The organism is Streptomyces sp. MAR4 CNX-425, assembly GCF_048656465.1.
Classification (GTDB): Bacteria; Actinomycetota; Actinomycetes; order Streptomycetales; family Streptomycetaceae; genus Streptomyces.
On sequence record NZ_JBMDLF010000012.1, the window covers coordinates 12106 to 30308 of the forward strand.

The following is an 18203-nucleotide window of genomic DNA, read 5'->3' on the forward strand; positions in this document are numbered from 1 at the left end:
TCACCGTACGGGGGTGCCCTCGGCGGTCGTTGAGCCCCCCGGGAGCAGGCGATCCCGCAGGGGCGGCCGAGCGGGGCGGCCCGGCCCGTACCCGTGCCCGGAGGGCCGCGGGCGCGCCGGGCGCGCGGCGCTTTGACGAAACATACGGAGTGCTGCATACTTATTCCAGTCCGCGTATGCATCCTAAGGAGACTCCCGTGACCGAGCGCGTCGTACTCGCCTACTCGGGCGGCCTGGACACCTCCGTCGCCATCGGCTGGATCGCCGAGGAGACGGGCGCCGAGGTCGTCGCCGTCGCCGTGGACGTCGGCCAGGGCGGCGAGGACCTCGACGTGATCCGCAAGCGCGCGCTGGCCTGCGGCGCCGTGGAGGCCGAGGTCGCGGACGCCCGGGACGAGTTCGCCGACGAGTACTGCCTGCCGGCGATCAAGGCGAACGCCCTCTACATGGACCGGTACCCGCTGGTCTCCGCGCTCTCCCGGCCCACCATCGTCAAGCACCTCGTCGCCGCCGCCCACAAGCACGGCGCCGGCACCGTCGCGCACGGCTGCACCGGCAAGGGCAACGACCAGGTCCGCTTCGAGGCCGGCATCTCCTCCCTCGCCCCGTCGCTGAAGTGCATCGCCCCCGTCCGGGACTACGCTATGACCCGGGACAAGGCCATCGCCTTCTGCGAGGACAAGGGCCTGCCCATCGCCACCACCAAGAAGTCCCCGTACTCCATCGACCAGAACGTCTTCGGAAGGGCCGTCGAGACCGGCTTCCTGGAGGACATCTGGAACGCGCCGATCGAGGACGTCTACGAGTACACCCAGAACCCCGCCGCGGAGCGCGAGGCCGACGAGGTCGTCATCTCCTTCGAGCGCGGCGTGCCCGTGGCGCTCGACGGCCGCCCGGTCACCGTGCTCCAGGCCGTCCAGCAGCTCAACGAGCGGGCCGGCGCGCAGGGCGTGGGCCGGATCGACATGGTCGAGGACCGGCTCGTGGGCATCAAGTCCCGGGAGGTCTACGAGGCCCCCGGCGCCATCGCGCTGATCACCGCCCACCAGGAGCTGGAGAACGTCACCGTCGAGCGGGAGCTGGCGCGCTACAAGCGGCAGGTCGAGCAGCGGTGGGGCGAGCTGGTCTACGACGGCCTGTGGTTCTCGCCGCTCAAGCGGGCCCTGGACGGCTTCATCCAGGAGGCGAACGAGCACGTCACCGGCGAGATCCGGATGACGCTGCACGGCGGCCGGGCCGTCGTCACCGGCCGGCGCTCGCCCGCCTCGCTGTACGACTTCAACCTCGCCACGTACGACACCGGCGACACCTTCGACCAGTCGATGTCCCGGGGCTTCATCGAGATCTTCGGCCTGTCCTCGAAGATCGCGGCCGGCCGGGACCTGGCCCGGTGAGCGACGACGCACCGGGCACGGGTACGGACACGGGCGCGGGGGAGCAGGGGGCGCCGCCGCAGGACGTGAAGCTCTGGGGCGGCCGGTTCGCCGACGGCCCCGCGGCGGCGCTGGAGCGGCTCTCCGCGTCCGTCCACTTCGACATGCGGCTCGCCCCGTACGACATCGCCGGCTCCCGCGCGCACGCGCGCGTCCTGGCCCGTGCCGGACTGCTGACGGCGGACGAGCTGACGCGGATGCTCGCCGGGCTCGACCGGCTGGCGGCGGACGTCGAGAGCGGCGCGTTCACCGCCACCGTCGCCGACGAGGACGTGCACACCGCCCTCGAACGCGGCCTGCTGGAGCGGCTCGGCCCGGAGCTGGGCGGCAAGCTGCGCGCCGGGCGGTCCCGCAATGACCAGGTCGCCACCCTCTTCCGGATGTACCTGCGCGACCACGCCCGCACCCTCGGCGGCCTGCTCGCCGAGCTGCAGCAGGCCCTCGTCGGCCTCGCCGAGGCGCACCCGGACGTCGCCATGCCGGGCCGCACCCACCTCCAGCACGCGCAGCCCGTCCTCTTCGCCCACCACGTGCTCGCGCACGCCCAGGCGCTCTCCCGGGACGCCGAGCGGCTGCGGCAGTGGGACGAGCGCACGGCCGTCTCGCCGTACGGGTCCGGCGCGCTGGCCGGCTCCTCGCTGGGCCTGGACCCCGAGGCCGTCGCCGCGGAGCTGGGCTTCGAGCGCGGCTCGTCGGGCAACTCCATCGACGGGACGGCGGCGCGGGACTTCGCCGCCGAGTTCGCGTTCGTCACCGCGATGATCGGGGTCGACGTCTCCCGGATCGCGGAGGAGGTCATCCTCTGGGCCACGAAGGAGTTCTCCTTCGTCACCCTGCACGACTCCTTCTCGACCGGCAGCTCGATCATGCCGCAGAAGAAGAACCCGGACATCGCCGAGCTGGCGCGCGGCAAGTCGGGCCGGCTGATCGGCAACCTGACCGGGCTGCTGGCGACGCTGAAGGCGCTCCCCCTCGCGTACAACCGGGACTTGCAGGAGGACAAGGAGCCGGTCTTCGACTCGATCGACACCCTGGAGGTCCTGCTGCCCGCCTTCACCGGCATGACGGCCACCCTCACGGTCAACCGGGAGCGGCTGGAGGAGCTGGCCCCGGCCGGCTTCTCGCTCGCCACCGACATCGCCGAGTGGCTGGTCAGGCAGGGCGTGCCGTTCCGCGTCGCGCACGAGGCCGCGGGGGAGTGCGTCAAGGTCTGCGAGGCCGAGGGCATCGAGCTGGACCAGCTCACGGACGAGCAGTTCGCGAAGGTCTCCCCGCAGCTGACGCCCGAGGTGCGCGGCGTGCTCACCGTCCGCGGCGCCCTCGCCGCGCGCGACGCCCGCGGCGGCACCGCGCCGGCGGCGGTGGCGGCGCAGCTCGCGGAGGTGCGGGAGGACGTGGCGGCGCAGCTGCGCTGGGCGGCCGCCGGGCGCCCCGCCGGCCCCGGGGCGTAGCACAGCGGCCCGCCGCGGGGGGCCGCGGCGGCGAAACCCGTGTCGGGCGCTGACCGGGGCGGGGCCCGTCTTCTACGGTGGACGGGCCCGGCAGCCGCCCCGAGGACGTAGGAGCCCGCGATGGCGTTCGACCGACTGGCCGCAGTGACGACGCCCGCCGCCCACATCGGCTTCGGGCTCGCCGCCGTGGGCCGCCCCGCCTACCTCACCACGGGCCGCGCCGAGGACCTGCCGCCCGCGCGCACCGTCGAGGCCATGCGCACCCGCACCCACGAGCTGCTGGACGCCGCCTACGCCCAGGGCGTGCGGTACTTCGACGCCGCCCGCTCCTACGGCCGCGCCGAGGAGTTCCTCGCCGACTGGCTGCGGGAGCGCCCCGACGCCCGGGACGCGGTCGTCGGCAGCAAGTGGGGCTACGCGTACGTCGGCGACTGGCGCCAGGACGCCGAGGTGCACGAGGTCAAGGACCACGGCGCCGACGCCTACGACCGCCAGCGCGCGGAGTCCGCGAAGGTCCTCGGCGACCGCCTCGACCTCTACCAGATCCACTCCCTCACCCCCGACAGCCCGGCGCTGACCGACACCGCCCTGCACGCCCGGCTCGCGGAGCTGGCCGCCGGCGGCGTCACCGTCGGCTTCTCCACCAGCGGCCCGGAGCAGGCCGCCGCGGTACGCGCCGCGCTGGAGGTCACCGTCGACGGCGAGCGGCTGTTCCACACCGTGCAGAGCACGTACAACGTGCTGGAGCCGGCCGCCGGCGAGGCGCTGGCCGAGGCCCACGACGCCGGGCTGACCGTGATCGTCAAGGAGGGCCTGGCGAACGGCCGGCTGGCCGGCGCCGCCGCCCCCGCCGAACTGCGCGCCGTCGCCGCCGAGACCGGCGCCGAGCCCGACGCCGTCGCGCTCGCCGCGGTGCTGCGCATGCCGTGGGCCGGTGTCGTGCTCTCCGGCGCCGCCACCGCCGCGCAGCTGCACTCCAACCTCGCCGCCGCGGCCGTCGACCTTGACCCGGAGCAGTGCGACCGCCTCGCGGCGCTCGCGGAGCCCGCCGCCGACTACTGGCGCCGCCGCGCGGCGACGCCCTGGGCGTAGCGCCCGCCGGGCCGCCGGGGCCGCGGGCCGCGGGCGGCACGCCGTGGCCGGGTCCGCGCCGCCCGCCCCGCGGCGCACGGCGCCCCCCTCCAACGCCCCCCGCGCGCGGCGGCTTTAAGGGGATTTTCGCCCTCCGGTGATGACATGCGGTCACGCAGTCGTCTGACGGAGGAGACCCGATGTCCCGTCGTATACAGAGGTTCTCGGTCGCCGGTGCCGCCGCCTTCGCCGTGGCCGGCCTGGCCACCGGCGCAACCGGCCCGACCGACCGCGGGGACGAGAAGCCCGGCGTACGGCTCGTGGTCCACGAGGACCGCGAGGCCGCCGGCGCCTGGAGCGCCGCCGGCAAGGACTGCCCGGAGAAGGGCGGTTCACCGGCGTCCCCGGGCGCCGCCGAGAACGCGGGCGACCTGTGACGTCCACCGCCTCCGCCGCCCCCGGGCCCGCCCTCGCGGCGGGCCCCTGGGCGGCGCTCCTGGAGCAGGCGCTCTTCGAGGTCAAGCGGGTGATCGTGGGCCAGGACCGGATGGTCGAACGGCTGCTGACCGCCGTGCTCGCCCGCGGGCACTGCCTGCTCCAGGGCGTGCCCGGGGTCGCCAAGACGCTGGCGGCGGCCACCCTCGCCACCGTGTCGGGCGGCACGTTCCACCGCATCCAGTTCACCCCCGACCTGGTGCCGTCCGACATCACCGGCACCCGCATCTACCGGCCCTCCAGCGAGACGTTCACCGTCGAACCCGGGCCGGTCGCCGCCAACTTCGTCCTCGCCGACGAGATCAACCGCGCCCCGGCCAAGGTCCAGTCCGCACTGCTGGAGGTCATGGCCGAGCGGCAGGTCAGCATCGGCGGCCGGACCCTCCCCATGCCCGAGCCGTTCCTCGTCCTCGCCACCCAGAACCCCATCGAGTCCGAGGGGGTCTACGAACTCCCCGAGGCCCAGCGCGACCGCTTCCTGCTCAAGGTCGACGTCACCGCGCCCACCGAGGACGAGGAGCTGGCGATCCTCTACCGGATGAGCGTCGCCCCGCCCGCCGCCCGCGCGGTGCTGACGCCGCAGACCCTCGCGGCCCTCCAGCGGCGCGCGGACGAGGTGTTCGTCCACCACGCCCTCGCGCAGTACGCGGTACGTCTCGTCCTGGCCACCCGCGAACTCGCCGCCCCCGGCGACGCCGCGGGCGGCGGGCGGCTCGCGTACGGCGCGGGGCCGCGGGCCACGCTCGGGCTGGTGGCGGCGGCGCGGGCGCTGGCGCTGCTGCGCGGGCGCGAGTACGTGCTGCCGGGCGACATCGCGGCGCTCGCGCACGAGGTGATCGCCCACCGGCTGGTGCTGTCCTTCGACGCCCTGGCCGACGGCGTCACCCCCGGCTCCGTCGTCGACGAGGTGCTCGCCGCGGTGCCGCAGCCGCGGGTCGCGCCGCACCAGGCCGAGGACGCCGCGGCCGGCGACGACCCCGGCGGGATCGGGAAGGCGGGGAGGGCGGCATGAGCACCCCCGGCGGAGCCGCGGGCGCGGCGGGAGCACCCGGGTCGCCGTCGCTCGGCGAACTCACCCCCGACCAGGCGCTCCACCACCTCCGGCTCCTGTTCACCCGCCGCCCGGACGGCCTCCTCCAGGGCGACCACTCCGCCCTGGTCCCCGGCCCCGGCGGCGAGCCGGACGAGAGCCGCCACTACACCCCGGGCGTCGACGACGTCCGCCGCATGGACTGGAACGCCACCGCGCGCACCACCGTCCCGCACGTGCGCACGACGCTCGCGGACCGCGAACTGACCACCTGGATCGTCCTCGACGCCAGCGCCAGCATGGACTTCGGCACCGGCCGGATGGAGAAGCGCGACCTCGCCGTCGGCGCCGCCGCGGCCGTCGCGTTCCTCACCGAGCGCGCCGGCAACCGGCTCGGCGCCCTGCTCGTCCGCCCCGACGGCCTCCAGCGCCTCCCGGCCCGCGGCGGCCGGCGGCACCTGATGCGGGTCCTGCGCACCGCGCTCGAACGCCCCCGCGTGCCCGCCGGGCCGCAGGCCCACACCCTCGCGGAGGGCGTTTCGGCGCTGCGGCGCACGGAGCGCCGCCGCGGGCTGGTGGCCGTGGTCTCCGACTTCCTCGAACCGGGCTGGGAGGCCCCGCTGCGGGCCCTCGCGCGACGGCAGCAGGTCCTCGCGGTCGAGGTCGTCGACCCGCGGGAGCTGGTGCTGCCGGCGGTGGGGCTGCTGACCGTCGTCGACCCGGAGTCGGGGCGGCGCCGGGAGGTCCCCACGCACTCCCGGCGGGTGCGGGAGCGGTACGCCGCCGCCGCGGCCGGGCAGCGCGAGGAGATCGGCCGGGCGCTGCGGACCGCGGGCGCGGCGCGGCTGCGGCTGCGTACGGACCGCGACTGGGTGCGGGACATCGCGCGGTACGCGGCCGCGCAGCGGGCGGCCGCGCGGCGGCCCGGGACGGGCGGTGCGGCATGACCTCCGGTCCGGTTGCCGGGCGGTCCGGCGCCGGAGCGGATGTCCCGAGCCGGGCGGGGCCGGTGGCCCCGCTGTCCGCGGGCCGGGGTACGGGTATCGGAGCGGCCGTGTCCGGGTGCCGGGTCCGTGCGGCGGCTTCGCGCCTGGACGGTGTCGGCGCGCGGGCGTGCACCACCCGGGGCGGCGGACCCGGTGTCCGGGCGTGTGGCCTCCGGTCCGGGTGCCGGGGGCCCGGCGCCGGAGGTCCCGGTGCCCCGGGCCGGGTGGGGTCGGGGGCGTGCGGGCATCGGGGCGGTCGTGTCCAGGTCCCGGGTTCGCGCGGCGGCTGCGCGTCCAGGCCGTGTCGGCGTCCGGGCGTGCGGTGCCCGGGGCGGCGGCCTCGGTGTCCGGGTGGGAGTGGCCCCCGTGCCCGGCCGGGGCGGGGGCGCTGGCCGCGCCGTCCGCCCGGGCGCCGGGACAGCCGCCGCCCCGCGTGCACCGGAACGGCCGGGCCGGTGCGTCGCCCGGACGGCGTCGGGGCGGTGCACAGACGCCGTACGTGTGTCGCCCGGGCGCGGTGGCATCCCGCCGTCGCCGTCGCCCGCGCGCCCGGAGCACCTCCCGCCGACCGCACCCGTCCGCCCCGGCCCCGTACGGGCCGACTCCCCGGAGGTGACGCGTGAGTCTCGCCTCGCCCGGGTGGCTCGTGCTGCTCGTGCCGCTCGCCGCCCTCGTCGTCGTCTACGTCGTCATGCAGGCCCGGCGCAGCCGCTACGCCGTGCGCTTCACCAACGTCGACCTGCTCGACAAGGTCATGCCCCGGCGCCCCGGCTGGCGCCGGCACGTGCCCGCCACCGCCTTCTGCGCCATGGCCGGGCTGCTCGTCGTCGGCTTCGCCCGGCCCACCGCCGAGACCCAGGTGCCCCGGGAACGCGCGACGATCATGGTGGCGCTGGACGTGTCCGCCTCGATGCGGGCGACCGACGTGCGGCCGTCGCGGTTCACCGCCGCGCAGGACGCCGCCCGGACGTTCGTCGCGGAGCTGCCGGAGCGGTTCAACGTCGGGCTCGTCACCTTCAGCGGCACCGCCGCCGTCGCCCTGCCGCCGACCACCGACCGCGAGGCCATGCGCCGCGCGCTCGACCGGCTGGACACCCGGCAGGGCACCGCGATCGGCGAGGCGGTGTTCTCGTCCGCCGGGGCGATCCGCACGCTGGACGAACAGGCCGAGCGCCGCCCGCCGCCCGCCCACGTCGTCCTGCTCTCCGACGGGCAGAACACCACCGGCCGCGGCACGCCCGCCGCCGCGGAGGAGGCGGTGGCCGCCGGGATCCCGGTGTCCACGATCGCGTACGGCACCGAGGGCGGCACCATCGAGCTGGCCGGCGGGCAGAGCGTGCCGGTGCCGGTGGACGGGCCCGCGCTGGCGGAGCTGGCCGCCGCGACCGGCGGGGCGTTCCACGAGGCCGCCTCCGGCGCGGAGCTGGAGGACGTCTACGAGGACATCGGCAGCTCCGTCGGCCATCGCACCGAGGAGCGCGGGATATGGCAGTGGTTCGTGGCCGGTGCGCTGGTCGCGGCGCTGCTGGCGGCGGCCACGTCCCTGCTGTGGTTCTCGCGCCTACCGTGAGGAGATCGACCGTGACCCATCCCCGCAGCGGCCTCGGCGAGCCCCGCGGCCCCGCGTTCACCGCCGGGGTACGCGCCGGCGCCGCGGACCCGGGGCCGCAGGCCGGTCCCGGGCGGCCGGCGCCCCCGTACCCCGCGCCCCCGGCACCGCTACCCGCACCGGCCCCGCCCCCCGCGCCGCGCCGGGCGGCGAACCGTGCCCTGGCCGCCGCCGGCGTCGCCGCGGTCCTCGCCGGCGGCGCGGCTGGGTTCGCCGCCGGCGACCTGCGCGGCCCCGGGGGCGGCGAGGAGGCGGCGGCCGACGCGCCCTCACCGGCCGCCGCCGGGCGGGTCCCCGGCGACCTCGACGGCGTCGCCGCCCGGGTGCTGCCCGGCGTGGTGTCGGTGCAGGCCGGCGGGCGGCAGGGCTCCGGCTTCGTCTTCGACGACCGCGGCCGCGTCCTCACCAACGCCCACGTCGTCGGCGACGCCGCCGACGCCTCCGTCGTGCTGCACAGCGGCCGCCGGGTCGACGCGGAGGTGCTGGGCCGCGACACCGGCCGGGACGTGGCGGTGCTGGAGGTGGCCGGCGCGTACGCCCCCCGCCCGCTGGCCATGGGCCGCTCCGCGGACCTGTCCGTCGCCGACTCCGTCCTCGCGGTCGGCTCGCCGCTGGGCCTGTCCGGCACCGTCACCTCCGGCATCGTCAGCGCCGTCGACCGCGAGGTCTCCCTCGGCGGCGGAGCCCGGCAGCGCGCGGTGCAGACCGACGCCTCCATCAACCCCGGCAACTCCGGCGGCCCCCTGGTGGACGCGGGCGGCCGGGTCGTCGGCGTCAACACCGCCATCGCCTCGCTCGACCGGGGCGGCGGCGGCTCGATCGGCATCGGCTTCGCCGTGCCCGTCGAGGACGCGGTCCGGGCGGCGGACTCGATCATCGACGGCGATTAGGTTCGTCGCATGCGGATTCTCGTGATCGAGGACGAAGAGGACCTGGTCGGCGCGCTCCGGGTCGGGCTCGTACGCTCCGGGTACGCGGTCGACACCGCCGCCGACGTGGACGGCGCGATGGAGCGGCTCGGGGTGAACGACTACGACCTCGTGCTGCTCGACCTCACCCTCCCGGACGGCGACGGCCTCGCCGTCTGCCGGGAGATACGCGCGGCCCCCGGCGGGCCGCGGATCCTGATGCTCACCGCCCGCGACCGCCTCGCCGACCGGGTGCGCGGCCTCGACGCCGGTGCCGACGACTACCTCGTCAAGCCGTTCGCGCTGCCCGAGCTGCTGGCGCGGATACGGGCCCTGCTGCGCCGCGACGAGGGCGGCACCTCCGTCGTGGAGGTCGGCGAACTGCGGCTGGACACCGCCCGGTTCGAGGCGTACCGGGGGAGCCGCCCGCTGCGGCTGACGCCCAAGGAGTTCGGCGTGCTGCACTACCTGATGACCCGGCCCGGCCGCGTCGTCTCCGCGGAGGAGCTGCTGGAGCACGTCTGGGACGAGAACGCCGACCCGTTCACCAACACCGTGCGGGTCACGGTCGGCTCGCTGCGCCGCAAGGTCACCGGCCAGGACGAGCCGCTGATCGAGACCGTCATCCGGCACGGCTACCGGCTGAAGGAGGAGGCGCCGTGAGGCGGCCCCGGCTGCCGCTGCCGGCGTTCGTCCACACCATCCGCTTCCGGCTCACCGTGCTCTACTCGGTGCTGGTGTTCTGCCTGACGGCGCTGGTCCTCGGCGGCGCGTACGTCGCCGTGCAGCGCAGCGGCGACGCCCACCCGGTCAGCAAGGAGCTGCGGGCCGAGAAGCAGGTCGACGGCGTGGCGGTCGGGGAGATCGACGTCGTCAAGGCCGAGGACGTCGAGGCGGCCGTCAACTACGAGACGCTGGGCAACCTGCGCAACTTCTCCTTCGCCGTCCTCGGCGGCGTCGCCGCCGCCAGCCTCGGCACCGGCTGGGTGCTCTCCGGCCGGGCGCTGCGCCCCGTCCGCGCCATCGCCCGCACCGCCGAGGAGATCCAGGCCGGCAGCGACCTCTCCCGCCGGATCCGCCTCGACGGGCCGCGCGACGAGCTGCGTATGGTCGCCGACACCGTCGACTCCATGCTCGACCGGCTCGACGGCGCCTTCGCCGCGCAGCGCCAGCTCGTCGACGACGCCTCGCACGAGCTGCGCACCCCGCTGGCCATCATCCGGGCCAACCTCGACGCGGTGCTCTCGGTCGAGGAGTCGGACCCGGTGGAGCGGCGGCGCGCCGTCGCCGTGGTCGACCGGGCCACGACGCGGATGACGCGGCTGGTGGAGGACCTGCTGGCCACCGCGCGCCGGTCGGCCGCCGCGTTCGCCGACGCGGACGTGGACCTGGCGGCGGTCGCGGACGAGGCGTGCGAGGAGTTCGCGCCGCTGGCGGCGGAGCGGGGGCTGGTCATCCGGCGCCGGCTGGACGAGGGCCTGGTGCTGATCGGCGACCCGTACGCGCTGCGCCGGGCCGTCGGCAACCTGCTCTCCAACGCGGTGCGCCTGGCGCCCGCCGGCACCCGCATCACCGTCGCCGCCGGCCGGGCGGAGGGCTGGCTGTGGATCGCGGTGCAGGACGCGGGCCCGGGCATCGGCGAGGGCGAGCAGGCCCGGGTGTTCGACCGGTTCTGGCGCGGCGGCACCGGGCCCGAGGGCCGGCCCCGGGACCGGCACGCGGGGCTGGGGCTGGCGATCGTGCGGCAGATCGTGGAGTCGCACGGCGGGCGGCCGCGGCTGTTCTCGCGGGTGGGCGCGGGCAGCACGTTCGTGCTGTGGCTGCCAAACGTCGGCGGGGCGGCCGCGGCGCCCGGCGCGGGGCGGGCGGCGGGGCCGCCGGACGAGCTGCCCGCGGAAGTGCGGGGCCCGGGGGACGACGGCCCGGCGGGCCCGGCGGGGGAGGTGCTGGAGAAGTAGGCGCCGGGGCGCCGGTCGGTCCGTACGGCCCGGGCCGCGGGCCGGATCGCGGACCGCTCAGGCGGCGGACTCCTCGGGCGCCGACTTCACCTTCGTGGCGTACACGTCGACGTACTCCTGCCCGGACAGCCGCATGACCTCGCTCATCACCTCGTCGGCCACCGCGCGCAGCACGTAGCGGTCGCGGTCCATGCCCTCGTAGCGGGAGAAGTCCAGCGGTTCCGCGAAGCGCACCGTGAAGCGGGCGATGCGCGGGCGGCCGGAGCCGCCCGGCTGGATCTTCTCCGTGCCGACCATCGCGAACGGCACCACCGGCGCGCCGGTCATCAGCGTCAGCCGCGCCACGCCGGTACGCGCCCGGTACAGCCGGCCGTCGGGGGAGCGGGTGCCCTCGGGGTAGATGGCGAAGACCCGGCCCTCCTCCAGGATCCGGCGGCCGGTCATCAGCGCCGCGACGCCGCCGCGGCCGCCGTCCCGGTCCACCGGGATCATCCCGACCGAGGTGAAGAACCAGGCCATCAGCCGGCCCTTGACGCCCTTGCCCGTGACGTACTCGTCCTTGCCGATGAAGAACACCGGCCGCTTCACGATCAGGCCGAGGAACATCGAGTCGACGAAGGTGAGGTGGTTGCCGGCGAGGACGACCGGGCCCGTGCCGGGAATGTGCTCGTGGCCCTCCACCCGGGGGCGGTACAGCACCCGCATGAGCAGGCCGAGAAACACCTTGATCAGAACGCGGAACAAGGGAAGGATCCTCCGGTCGTGGTGGTGACGCCTGCGACCATACCCGCCTGTCCGCACGGTTCCCACCCCGGATTCAACCGCCCGGGACGCAGTGTTGCCGCCGATTTCACAAGCACGCCGCCGCACGTCTCCCGTATCCGCGCCGCCGCGTCCTAGCATCGGGCCGTCTTTTGTCGAGGCGCCGTACGGCGCGGGCACGACGGAGAGGTGGCTGACATGAGCGACGGCGGTACGGAGCGGCAGAACCCCGCCAGACGGGCGGTGCTGGGCGCGGCCGCGCTGGGCGGCGCGGCGGCGGCGGTGGGCCTGCCCGGTACGGCGCGGGCCGCCGGGCCCGGCGGCCGCGGTGGGCACGGCGGCCACGGCGGGCGGCTGCCGAACCCGGCGGTGATCGCGCACCGCGGGGCCAGCGGCTACCGGCCGGAGCACACCCTCGGCGCGTACCAGCTCGCGCTGGACATGGGCGCCGACGTCATCGAGCAGGACCTCGTCCCGACCGGGGACGGCCACCTCGTCTGCCGCCACGAGAACGAGATCGGCGGCACCACCGACGTCGCGGACCACCCCGAGTTCGCCGGCCGCAGGACCACCAAGACGGTCGACGGCCGGGAGATCACCGGCTGGTTCACCGAGGACTTCACCCTCGCCGAGCTGAAGACGCTGCGCGCCACGGAGCGCATCCCCGACGTGCGGCAGCGCAACACCCTCTACGACGGCCGCTGGGAGGTGCCCACGTTCGAGGAGGTGCTGCGGTGGGCCGAGGAGCAGCGGCGCGGCACCGGCCGGGCGGTGTGGCTCCACGTGGAGACCAAACACCCGTCCTATTTCAGGTCGATCGGGCTGGAGCTGGAGCGGCCGCTGGCCCGCCTGCTGCGCCGCTACGGCCGGGACCGGCGCCACTCGCCGGTGTTCCTCCAGTCGTTCGAGCCGACGAGCGTCGAGCGGCTCGCCGGGCTGGTCGACTGCCCGGTCGTCGTGCTGCTCAGCGGCGCGTCCTCGCGGCCGTGGGACTTCGTCCAGGCGGGTGACCCGCGCACCGTCGCCGACCTGGTCACGCCCGAGGGGCTGGCGTGGATCGCGGGCTTCGCGAAGGGCATCGGGCCCACCGTGAACCTGATCATCCCGAAGGACTCTGCCGGCCGGCTGCTGGAGCCCACCACGCTGGTTCAGGACGCGCACGACGCCGGTCTCGTGCTGCACCCGTACACGATGCGCAACGAGAACACCTTCCTCCCGGCGGACTTCCGCACCGGCACCGACCCGGCGGCCTACGGCGACGCCTTCGGCGCGTTCCAGGTCTACTTCGAGACGGGCATCGACGGCATCTTCACCGACAACCCCGACACCGGGCTCCTCGCCCGGGACGACTTCCTCTCGAAGGGGTGAGGCCCGTCGCCGCCGGCAACCGGCGGCCCCCGTCCGCGCGTCGCACCCTTCCGTGACCCAGGAGTGCGACGACGACGAACCCGGCCCGGCCGCCGCGCTGCGCCCGCTGCTGCGGGCGGAGGCGGCGGCCGAGGCGTACGCGGCCGGGGTCGAGGCGGCGGACGTCGAGCAGGGCGTGCTGCTGCGGCTGCTGGAACGGGACCGCGCGGCGGCGCCGGCGGACGCCGGGTGGGTGCGGGCGGCGGTACGGGCCGAGGTGCGCGCCGCGCGGCGGCGGGCCGGGCGCGAGGTGCCGTACGGCGCGGCGGGGCCGGGGGCGTACGGGGCCGAAGGGGCGGGCGGGTACGGGCCGGACCCCGCGGGCGCCGTGGTCGCCGCCGAGCACCGCCGCGCCCTGCGGGCGGCGGTGCGCCGGCTGCCCGGCCGCTGCCCCGGGCTCCTCGCCGCGCTGCTGGACGGAGGCGACCCCACGTACCGGGATATCTCGGGCGAGTTGGCAATATCACAGGGAAGTCTCGGCCCGGTCCGTAGCCATTGCCTGACCGCGCTGCGCAGAATGCTCACGGCGGAGGTTGCGCCGGGTGAAGTGCGGGGAAACACGCGGTAGGCCGCAGGGTGTGCGGCCTGGCTACCGGGGTGACAAGGGAGGCGGGCGCGGCATGGGCAAGAGTGTGACGATCACGCCGGCGACGAACGACGACGCCGAGCAAGTCCTGAAACTCCAGTACCTCTGCTACCAGGCCGAGGCCGCCCTCTACGGCGACTACCGCATACCGCCGCTCACCGAGACCCTCGACGAGCTGCGCGCCGAGTTCGGCCGCGGCGCCGCCGTCGTCGCCCGCCTCGGGGAGGAGGTCGTCGGCGCCGTACGCGGCACCGTCGAGGAGAACGGCACCGCCGTCATCGGCCGGCTCATCGTCCACCCCCGGCTCCAGGGGCACGGCCTCGGCGCCCGGCTGCTGCTCGCCATGGAGGCCCGGCTCGCGGAGGGCGGGGCGCAGGTCAAGCGGTACCAGCTGTTCACCGGGCACCGCAGCGAGGCGAACCTGCGCCTTTACCGCCGGCTCGGCTACGAGCCGGTGGGCACGGAGCGGGTCAGCGCGCGACTGAGCCTGGTCACCCTGGAGAAGGCTCCGCTGGACGGCGCTCCGTCCGCTGTCTCCTCAGCCACCACAGCCCGATGACCGGCAGGATGACGGGCAGGAAGAGGTAGCCGCGGCCGTAGTCGGACCACACGGTCTGGTCCGGGAACTCGGAGGGCTGCACCTCGGTCCAGGTGCCGATCGCCAGCACCCCGACCAGCTCGGCGGTGATGCACACCAGGGCGAGCCGGCGCGCGGTCTCGCCGCCGCGCGCGAGGGCGACGGTGATGAAGACGTAGACGACGGCGGCCAGCGCGGACAGCACGTACGCCAGCGGCGCCTCGTCGAACTGCGTGCTCAGCTGGTAGACCGCCCGGGACGTGGCGCCGACGGCGAAGACGCCGTACAGCGTGAGGATCAGCCGCCCCGGCCCGCCGGACAGCCGGGCACGCTCGCGCGGCTCTCCGGCCGCCGGCCGCCGCTCAGCCACCGGTGCCCGCCCAGATGTCGTACAGCCGCACTTGCAGCACCGCCAGGACGAACCCGCCGACCGCCACCGTCGCCGAACCCCAGCGGGTGCGCTCCGAGAGCGACAGCACGCCGGTCGCCGGCACCGCGAACCCGGCGGCGAGCAGGTACGCGACGAACACCGCCGTGCCCTCGTCCGGGTCCTCGCCGCGGCCGAGCTGCACGAGGCCGACGACCACCTGGGCCAGCGCGAGGACCGTCACCACGGCCATGCCGCCGAAGTGCCAGTCCTTCGTGGGCTGATCCTTGACGGCGGCGTACCCGCACCAGGCCGCCAGAGCGAGCGCGGCCAGCGCGACCGCGATCGTCAAGGGGGTGAACATGACTCGACCTTACTGCGTCCCCGCGGGCCCCCGGATCCGGGTCCCGGCACCGTACGCGCGCTTCCGGCCACCGGGCCCCGGCCGTGGCGTTGACCACAGCGCCCCCTCCCCGCCGCTCCCCGCGACGGACCCGCCGCACCCTCGTCCGTGCAGGTCAGGGCGGTGTGCGGGGACGTGGGCGGCGGTGTGGGCCGGGCTGTCCGCAATGCGGACGGCGAGCCCGGGCCGCGCCGGCCATCTGTTTTACTGGGCCGCATGACCACGACGAGCAGCCGCAGTGCGACCGAGGCGAGGAACATGACGCCCGGTGCTCGCCGCATGTGTCGAATGCACCGCTGAGGGCCCCCGCCACGCGACTCGCGCCCCGAAGCGAGTCCGCGGGCCGCTGAAGCCGCCGTGCCCCGCACGGCCGTGTGCCGAGAGCCGAGCCCGCGTGCCCGGGCCGCGCCGCGCCGCCGTGCGCGCCGCCGCCGGGAGCGATCCGCCACCCCCGTCATCCGAGCAGCGCGCTCCGCCGCGAGCGCGCCGCGCCGTGCCCGCCCGCGCCCGCGGCCGGGCACCCGAGAGCCATGGAACCCACGTGATCACAGTTGCGGACCTGAAGAAGGTCTACCGCACCCGAGGCCGCGAGACCGCCGCGCTCGACGGAGTCGACCTGCGCGTACGCGAGGGCGAGGTCTTCGGCGTCGTCGGCCGCAGCGGCGCCGGCAAGTCCACCCTCATCCGCTGCATCAACCTCCTGGAGCGCCCCGACTCCGGCACCGTCACGGTCGCAGGCCAGGAACTCACGGCGCTCGGCGGCCGCGACCTGCGCGCCGCCCGCACCCGTATCGGCATGATCTTCCAGCACTTCAACCTGCTGAGCGCCCGCACCGTGCAGGACAACGTCGAACTGCCGCTGGAGATCCTGGGCCTGTCCGGCCGGGAGCGCGCCCGCAAGGCGCTCGACCTCCTCGGCCTCGTCGGCCTCGCCGACCGGGCCAGGGCGTACCCGGCGCAGCTGTCCGGCGGCCAGAAGCAGCGCGTCGGCATCGCCCGCGCGCTCGCCGGCGACCCGCAGGTCCTCCTCTCCGACGAGGCCACCTCCGCCCTCGACCCCGAGACCACCCGCTCCGTGCTGGCGCTGCTGCGCGAACTCAACCGCGAGCTGGGCCTGACGGTCCTGCTCATCACTCACGAGATGGACGTCGTCAAGGCCGTCTGCGACTCCGCCGCCCTGATGCGCGACGGCCGCGTCACCGAGTCCGGCACCCTCGACGAGCTGCTGGCCACCCCCGGCTCCGAGATCGCCGCCCAGCTCTTCCCCGTGGGCGGCGAGGCGCACGGCGCCACCAGCACCGTCGTCGACATCACCTTCCACGGCGACACCGCCGGCCGCCCGGTCATCTCCCACCTGTCGCGCACGTACAACATCGACGTGTCGATCCTCGGCGCCGCCATGGACACCGTCGGCGGCCGGCAGGTCGGCCGGATGCGCATCGAGCTGCCCGGCCCGTACGAGGAGAACGTCGTCCCCCTGGGCTTCCTGCGCGAGCAGGGCCTGCAGATCGACCCGGTCGGCGCCGGCGCCGCCGCCCTGCCCGCCCTGCCCGCCCTGGAGAGTGCCAAGTGAGCTGGACCGAGATACGCCCCGAGCTGCTGACCGGCCTCTGGGAGACGCTGGCCATGGTCGGCTGGGCGGCGCTCGTCGCCGTCGTCCTCGGCACCCCGCTGGGCGTGCTGCTGGTCCTCACCGACCGCGGCCGGCCGCTGCAGAACCTCCTCGTCAACCGGGTCATCGGGCTCGTCGTGAACATCGGCCGCTCGCTGCCGTTCATCATCCTGATGCTGGCGCTGACGGCGTTCACCCGCTCCCTGGTCGGCACGTCCATCGGCCTCAAGGGCGCCATCGTGCCGCTGGCCCTCAGCGCCATCCCGTTCTTCGCCCGGCTGGTCGAGACCGCGGTACGGGAGGTCGACGCCGGCCTCGCCGAGGCCGTGCAGGCGATGGGCGGCGGCACCTGGACCGTCGTCCGCAAGGCCCTGCTGCCGCAGGCGCTCCCGTCCCTGGTCGCGGGGCTGACCACCACCGTCATCGCCCTTGTCGGCTACTCCGCGATGGCCGGCGCGGTCGGCGGCGGCGGCCTCGGCGACGTCGCCATCCGCTACGGCTACCAGCGCTACGAGGGCGACGTCATGCTCGTCACCGTCGTGCTGCTCGTCCTCCTGGTCAACGTCGTCCAGCTGATCGGCGACTTCTTCGTCCGCAGCCTCAGCGACCGCAGCACCCGCAGCGCCGCCTACCTGCGCGTCTCCCGCCCCGCGCGGGCGGGCGTCACCGCGGTCGCCGGCGTCGCGCTCGTCGGCGCGCTCACCGCCGGCACCGCCTCCCTGACCTCCGACGGCGGCGACGGAGGGGAGAACACCGTCACCGTGGCCGCGACGCCCACGCCGCACGGCGAGATCCTGAAGTTCGTGCAGGACAACCTGGCCGAGGACGCCGGGATCGACGTGCGCGTCCGCGAGTTCACCGACTACGTCAAGCCCAACGAGGCGGTCGCGACCGGCGAGGTCGACGCCAACTTCTTCCAGCACACCCCGTTCCTCGGCGACTACAACGACAAGAACGGCACCGACATCGTCCCCACCGTCGGCGTGCTGGTCGAACCGCTGGGCCTGTACTCCGACGCCGCCGACGACGTCGCCGCGCTCGGCGCCGGCGACACCGTCGCCGTACCCAACGACACCACCAACGAGGGCCGCGCCCTGCACCTCCTCGACGCCCAGGGCCTCATCGAGCTGAAGGACGGCACCGGCCTGAACGCCACCCTGGACGACGTCGCCGACGACCGCGGCCTGGAGATCCGCGAGCTGGAGGCGGCCCAGACGCCGCGGGCGCTCCAGGACGTCGACGCCGCCGTCGTCAACGGCAACTACGCCATCGACTCCGGCCTCGACCCGCGGACCGACTCCCTGGCGCTGGAGGAGGCCGAGGGCAACCCGTACGTCAACATCCTCGCCGTACGGTCCGCCGACGTGGACGATCCGGCGATCGGGAAGCTCGGCGAGCTGCTGAACTCCCCGGAGACCAAGGCGTTCCTGGAGAAGGAGTTCCCCTCGTCCGTACCGGTGTTCGGTCCCGTGGGCTGATGCGTGGCACATCCGGGCGCGGATGCTGCATGCTGTCGTAGGTCAGCTCTCGTCGGTCCACGCACTCGGA

Annotated in this window: 18 protein-coding genes; 15 read left to right on the forward strand and 3 right to left on the reverse strand. The window is 75.5% G+C overall.

Annotated features, from left to right (window positions below; translation table 11 throughout):
* Positions 1 to 197 precede the first annotated feature (197 nt).
* From ACHZ99_RS28025 to ACHZ99_RS28070, 10 genes are all read left to right on the forward strand, one after another.
* Positions 198 to 1394, forward strand: a complete 1197-nt coding sequence (locus ACHZ99_RS28025; protein ID WP_420307574.1) for an argininosuccinate synthase — start codon at positions 198 to 200, stop codon at positions 1392 to 1394.
* A gap of 65 nt (positions 1395 to 1459) precedes the next feature.
* Positions 1460 to 2884 carry an argininosuccinate lyase gene (argH, locus tag ACHZ99_RS28030; protein WP_420307775.1) on the forward strand — a complete coding sequence of 475 codons (1425 nt, stop codon included), beginning with the start codon at positions 1460 to 1462 and terminating at the stop codon, positions 2882 to 2884.
* Positions 2885 to 3004: 120 nt separating this feature from the next.
* Positions 3005 to 3976: an aldo/keto reductase gene (locus tag ACHZ99_RS28035; RefSeq protein ID WP_420307575.1), complete on the forward strand. Its 972-nt coding sequence runs from the start codon at positions 3005 to 3007 to the stop codon at positions 3974 to 3976.
* A 179-nt stretch (positions 3977 to 4155) separates the two neighbouring features.
* The gene (locus ACHZ99_RS28040; protein WP_420307576.1) at positions 4156 to 4392 is read left to right on the forward strand and encodes a hypothetical protein; all 237 of its coding nucleotides are present in this window, start codon (positions 4156 to 4158) and stop codon (positions 4390 to 4392) included.
* On the forward strand, positions 4389 to 5462 hold the full coding sequence (locus ACHZ99_RS28045; RefSeq protein ID WP_420307577.1) for an AAA family ATPase: 1074 nt from the start codon (positions 4389 to 4391) through the stop codon (positions 5460 to 5462). The genes ACHZ99_RS28040 and ACHZ99_RS28045 overlap by 4 nt, the downstream gene beginning before the upstream one ends.
* Entirely contained in the window at positions 5459 to 6427 is a 969-nt protein-coding gene (locus ACHZ99_RS28050; RefSeq protein WP_420307578.1) for a DUF58 domain-containing protein, read from the forward strand. The genes ACHZ99_RS28045 and ACHZ99_RS28050 overlap by 4 nt, the downstream gene beginning before the upstream one ends.
* Positions 6428 to 7085: 658 nt before the next feature.
* Complete coding sequence (locus tag ACHZ99_RS28055) at positions 7086 to 8036, forward strand: VWA domain-containing protein (protein ID WP_420307579.1); 951 nt, start codon at positions 7086 to 7088, stop codon at positions 8034 to 8036.
* Between the two features lie 11 nt (positions 8037 to 8047).
* A complete protein-coding gene (locus ACHZ99_RS28060) occupies positions 8048 to 8965 on the forward strand; it encodes a S1C family serine protease (RefSeq protein ID WP_420307580.1) in 918 nt (305 codons plus the stop codon).
* A gap of 9 nt (positions 8966 to 8974) precedes the next feature.
* Positions 8975 to 9646 (forward strand): response regulator transcription factor, encoded by a 672-nt coding sequence (locus ACHZ99_RS28065; protein WP_420307581.1) that lies wholly within the window; start codon positions 8975 to 8977, stop codon positions 9644 to 9646.
* Positions 9643 to 10941, forward strand: coding sequence for a sensor histidine kinase (locus tag ACHZ99_RS28070; RefSeq protein WP_420307582.1), 1299 nt, complete (start codon positions 9643 to 9645; stop codon positions 10939 to 10941). The genes ACHZ99_RS28065 and ACHZ99_RS28070 overlap by 4 nt, the downstream gene beginning before the upstream one ends.
* 57 nt (positions 10942 to 10998) lie before the next feature.
* On the opposite strand, the gene ACHZ99_RS28075 is transcribed toward ACHZ99_RS28070, so the two are convergent.
* On the reverse strand, positions 10999 to 11685 hold the full coding sequence (locus ACHZ99_RS28075) for a lysophospholipid acyltransferase family protein (RefSeq protein ID WP_420307583.1): 687 nt from the start codon (positions 11683 to 11685) through the stop codon (positions 10999 to 11001).
* A gap of 216 nt (positions 11686 to 11901) precedes the next feature.
* On the opposite strand from ACHZ99_RS28075, the gene ACHZ99_RS28080 reads away from it, so the two are divergent.
* From ACHZ99_RS28080 to ACHZ99_RS28090, 3 genes are read left to right on the forward strand one after another with little or no spacing between them, the layout of a single operon-like run.
* The gene (locus tag ACHZ99_RS28080) at positions 11902 to 13071 is read left to right on the forward strand and encodes a glycerophosphodiester phosphodiesterase (protein ID WP_420307584.1); all 1170 of its coding nucleotides are present in this window, start codon (positions 11902 to 11904) and stop codon (positions 13069 to 13071) included.
* A 52-nt stretch (positions 13072 to 13123) separates the two neighbouring features.
* Positions 13124 to 13678, forward strand: a complete 555-nt coding sequence (locus ACHZ99_RS28085) for a sigma-70 family RNA polymerase sigma factor (protein WP_420307585.1) — start codon at positions 13124 to 13126, stop codon at positions 13676 to 13678.
* A 52-nt stretch (positions 13679 to 13730) separates the two neighbouring features.
* Positions 13731 to 14255, forward strand: coding sequence for a GNAT family N-acetyltransferase (locus ACHZ99_RS28090; RefSeq protein WP_420307586.1), 525 nt, complete (start codon positions 13731 to 13733; stop codon positions 14253 to 14255).
* Here the strand turns inward: ACHZ99_RS28090 and ACHZ99_RS28095 are convergent.
* Together ACHZ99_RS28095 and ACHZ99_RS28100 are read right to left on the reverse strand one after the other, a co-directional pair.
* The gene (locus ACHZ99_RS28095; RefSeq protein WP_420307587.1) at positions 14188 to 14643 is read right to left on the reverse strand and encodes a hypothetical protein; all 456 of its coding nucleotides are present in this window, start codon (positions 14641 to 14643) and stop codon (positions 14188 to 14190) included. The two genes, ACHZ99_RS28090 and ACHZ99_RS28095, sit on opposite strands and share 68 nt — an antisense overlap.
* Positions 14636 to 15004, reverse strand: coding sequence for a hypothetical protein (locus tag ACHZ99_RS28100; protein ID WP_420307588.1), 369 nt, complete (start codon positions 15002 to 15004; stop codon positions 14636 to 14638). Before ACHZ99_RS28100 ends, ACHZ99_RS28095 begins: the two co-directional genes overlap by 8 nt.
* A gap of 580 nt (positions 15005 to 15584) precedes the next feature.
* Here ACHZ99_RS28100 and ACHZ99_RS28105 point away from each other — a divergent pair.
* Positions 15585 to 16616 carry a methionine ABC transporter ATP-binding protein gene (locus tag ACHZ99_RS28105; RefSeq protein ID WP_420307589.1) on the forward strand — a complete coding sequence of 344 codons (1032 nt, stop codon included), beginning with the start codon at positions 15585 to 15587 and terminating at the stop codon, positions 16614 to 16616.
* Positions 16613 to 18133, forward strand: coding sequence for a MetQ/NlpA family ABC transporter substrate-binding protein (locus ACHZ99_RS28110; protein ID WP_420307590.1), 1521 nt, complete (start codon positions 16613 to 16615; stop codon positions 18131 to 18133). Before ACHZ99_RS28105 ends, ACHZ99_RS28110 begins: the two co-directional genes overlap by 4 nt.
* Positions 18134 to 18203 lie beyond the last annotated feature (70 nt).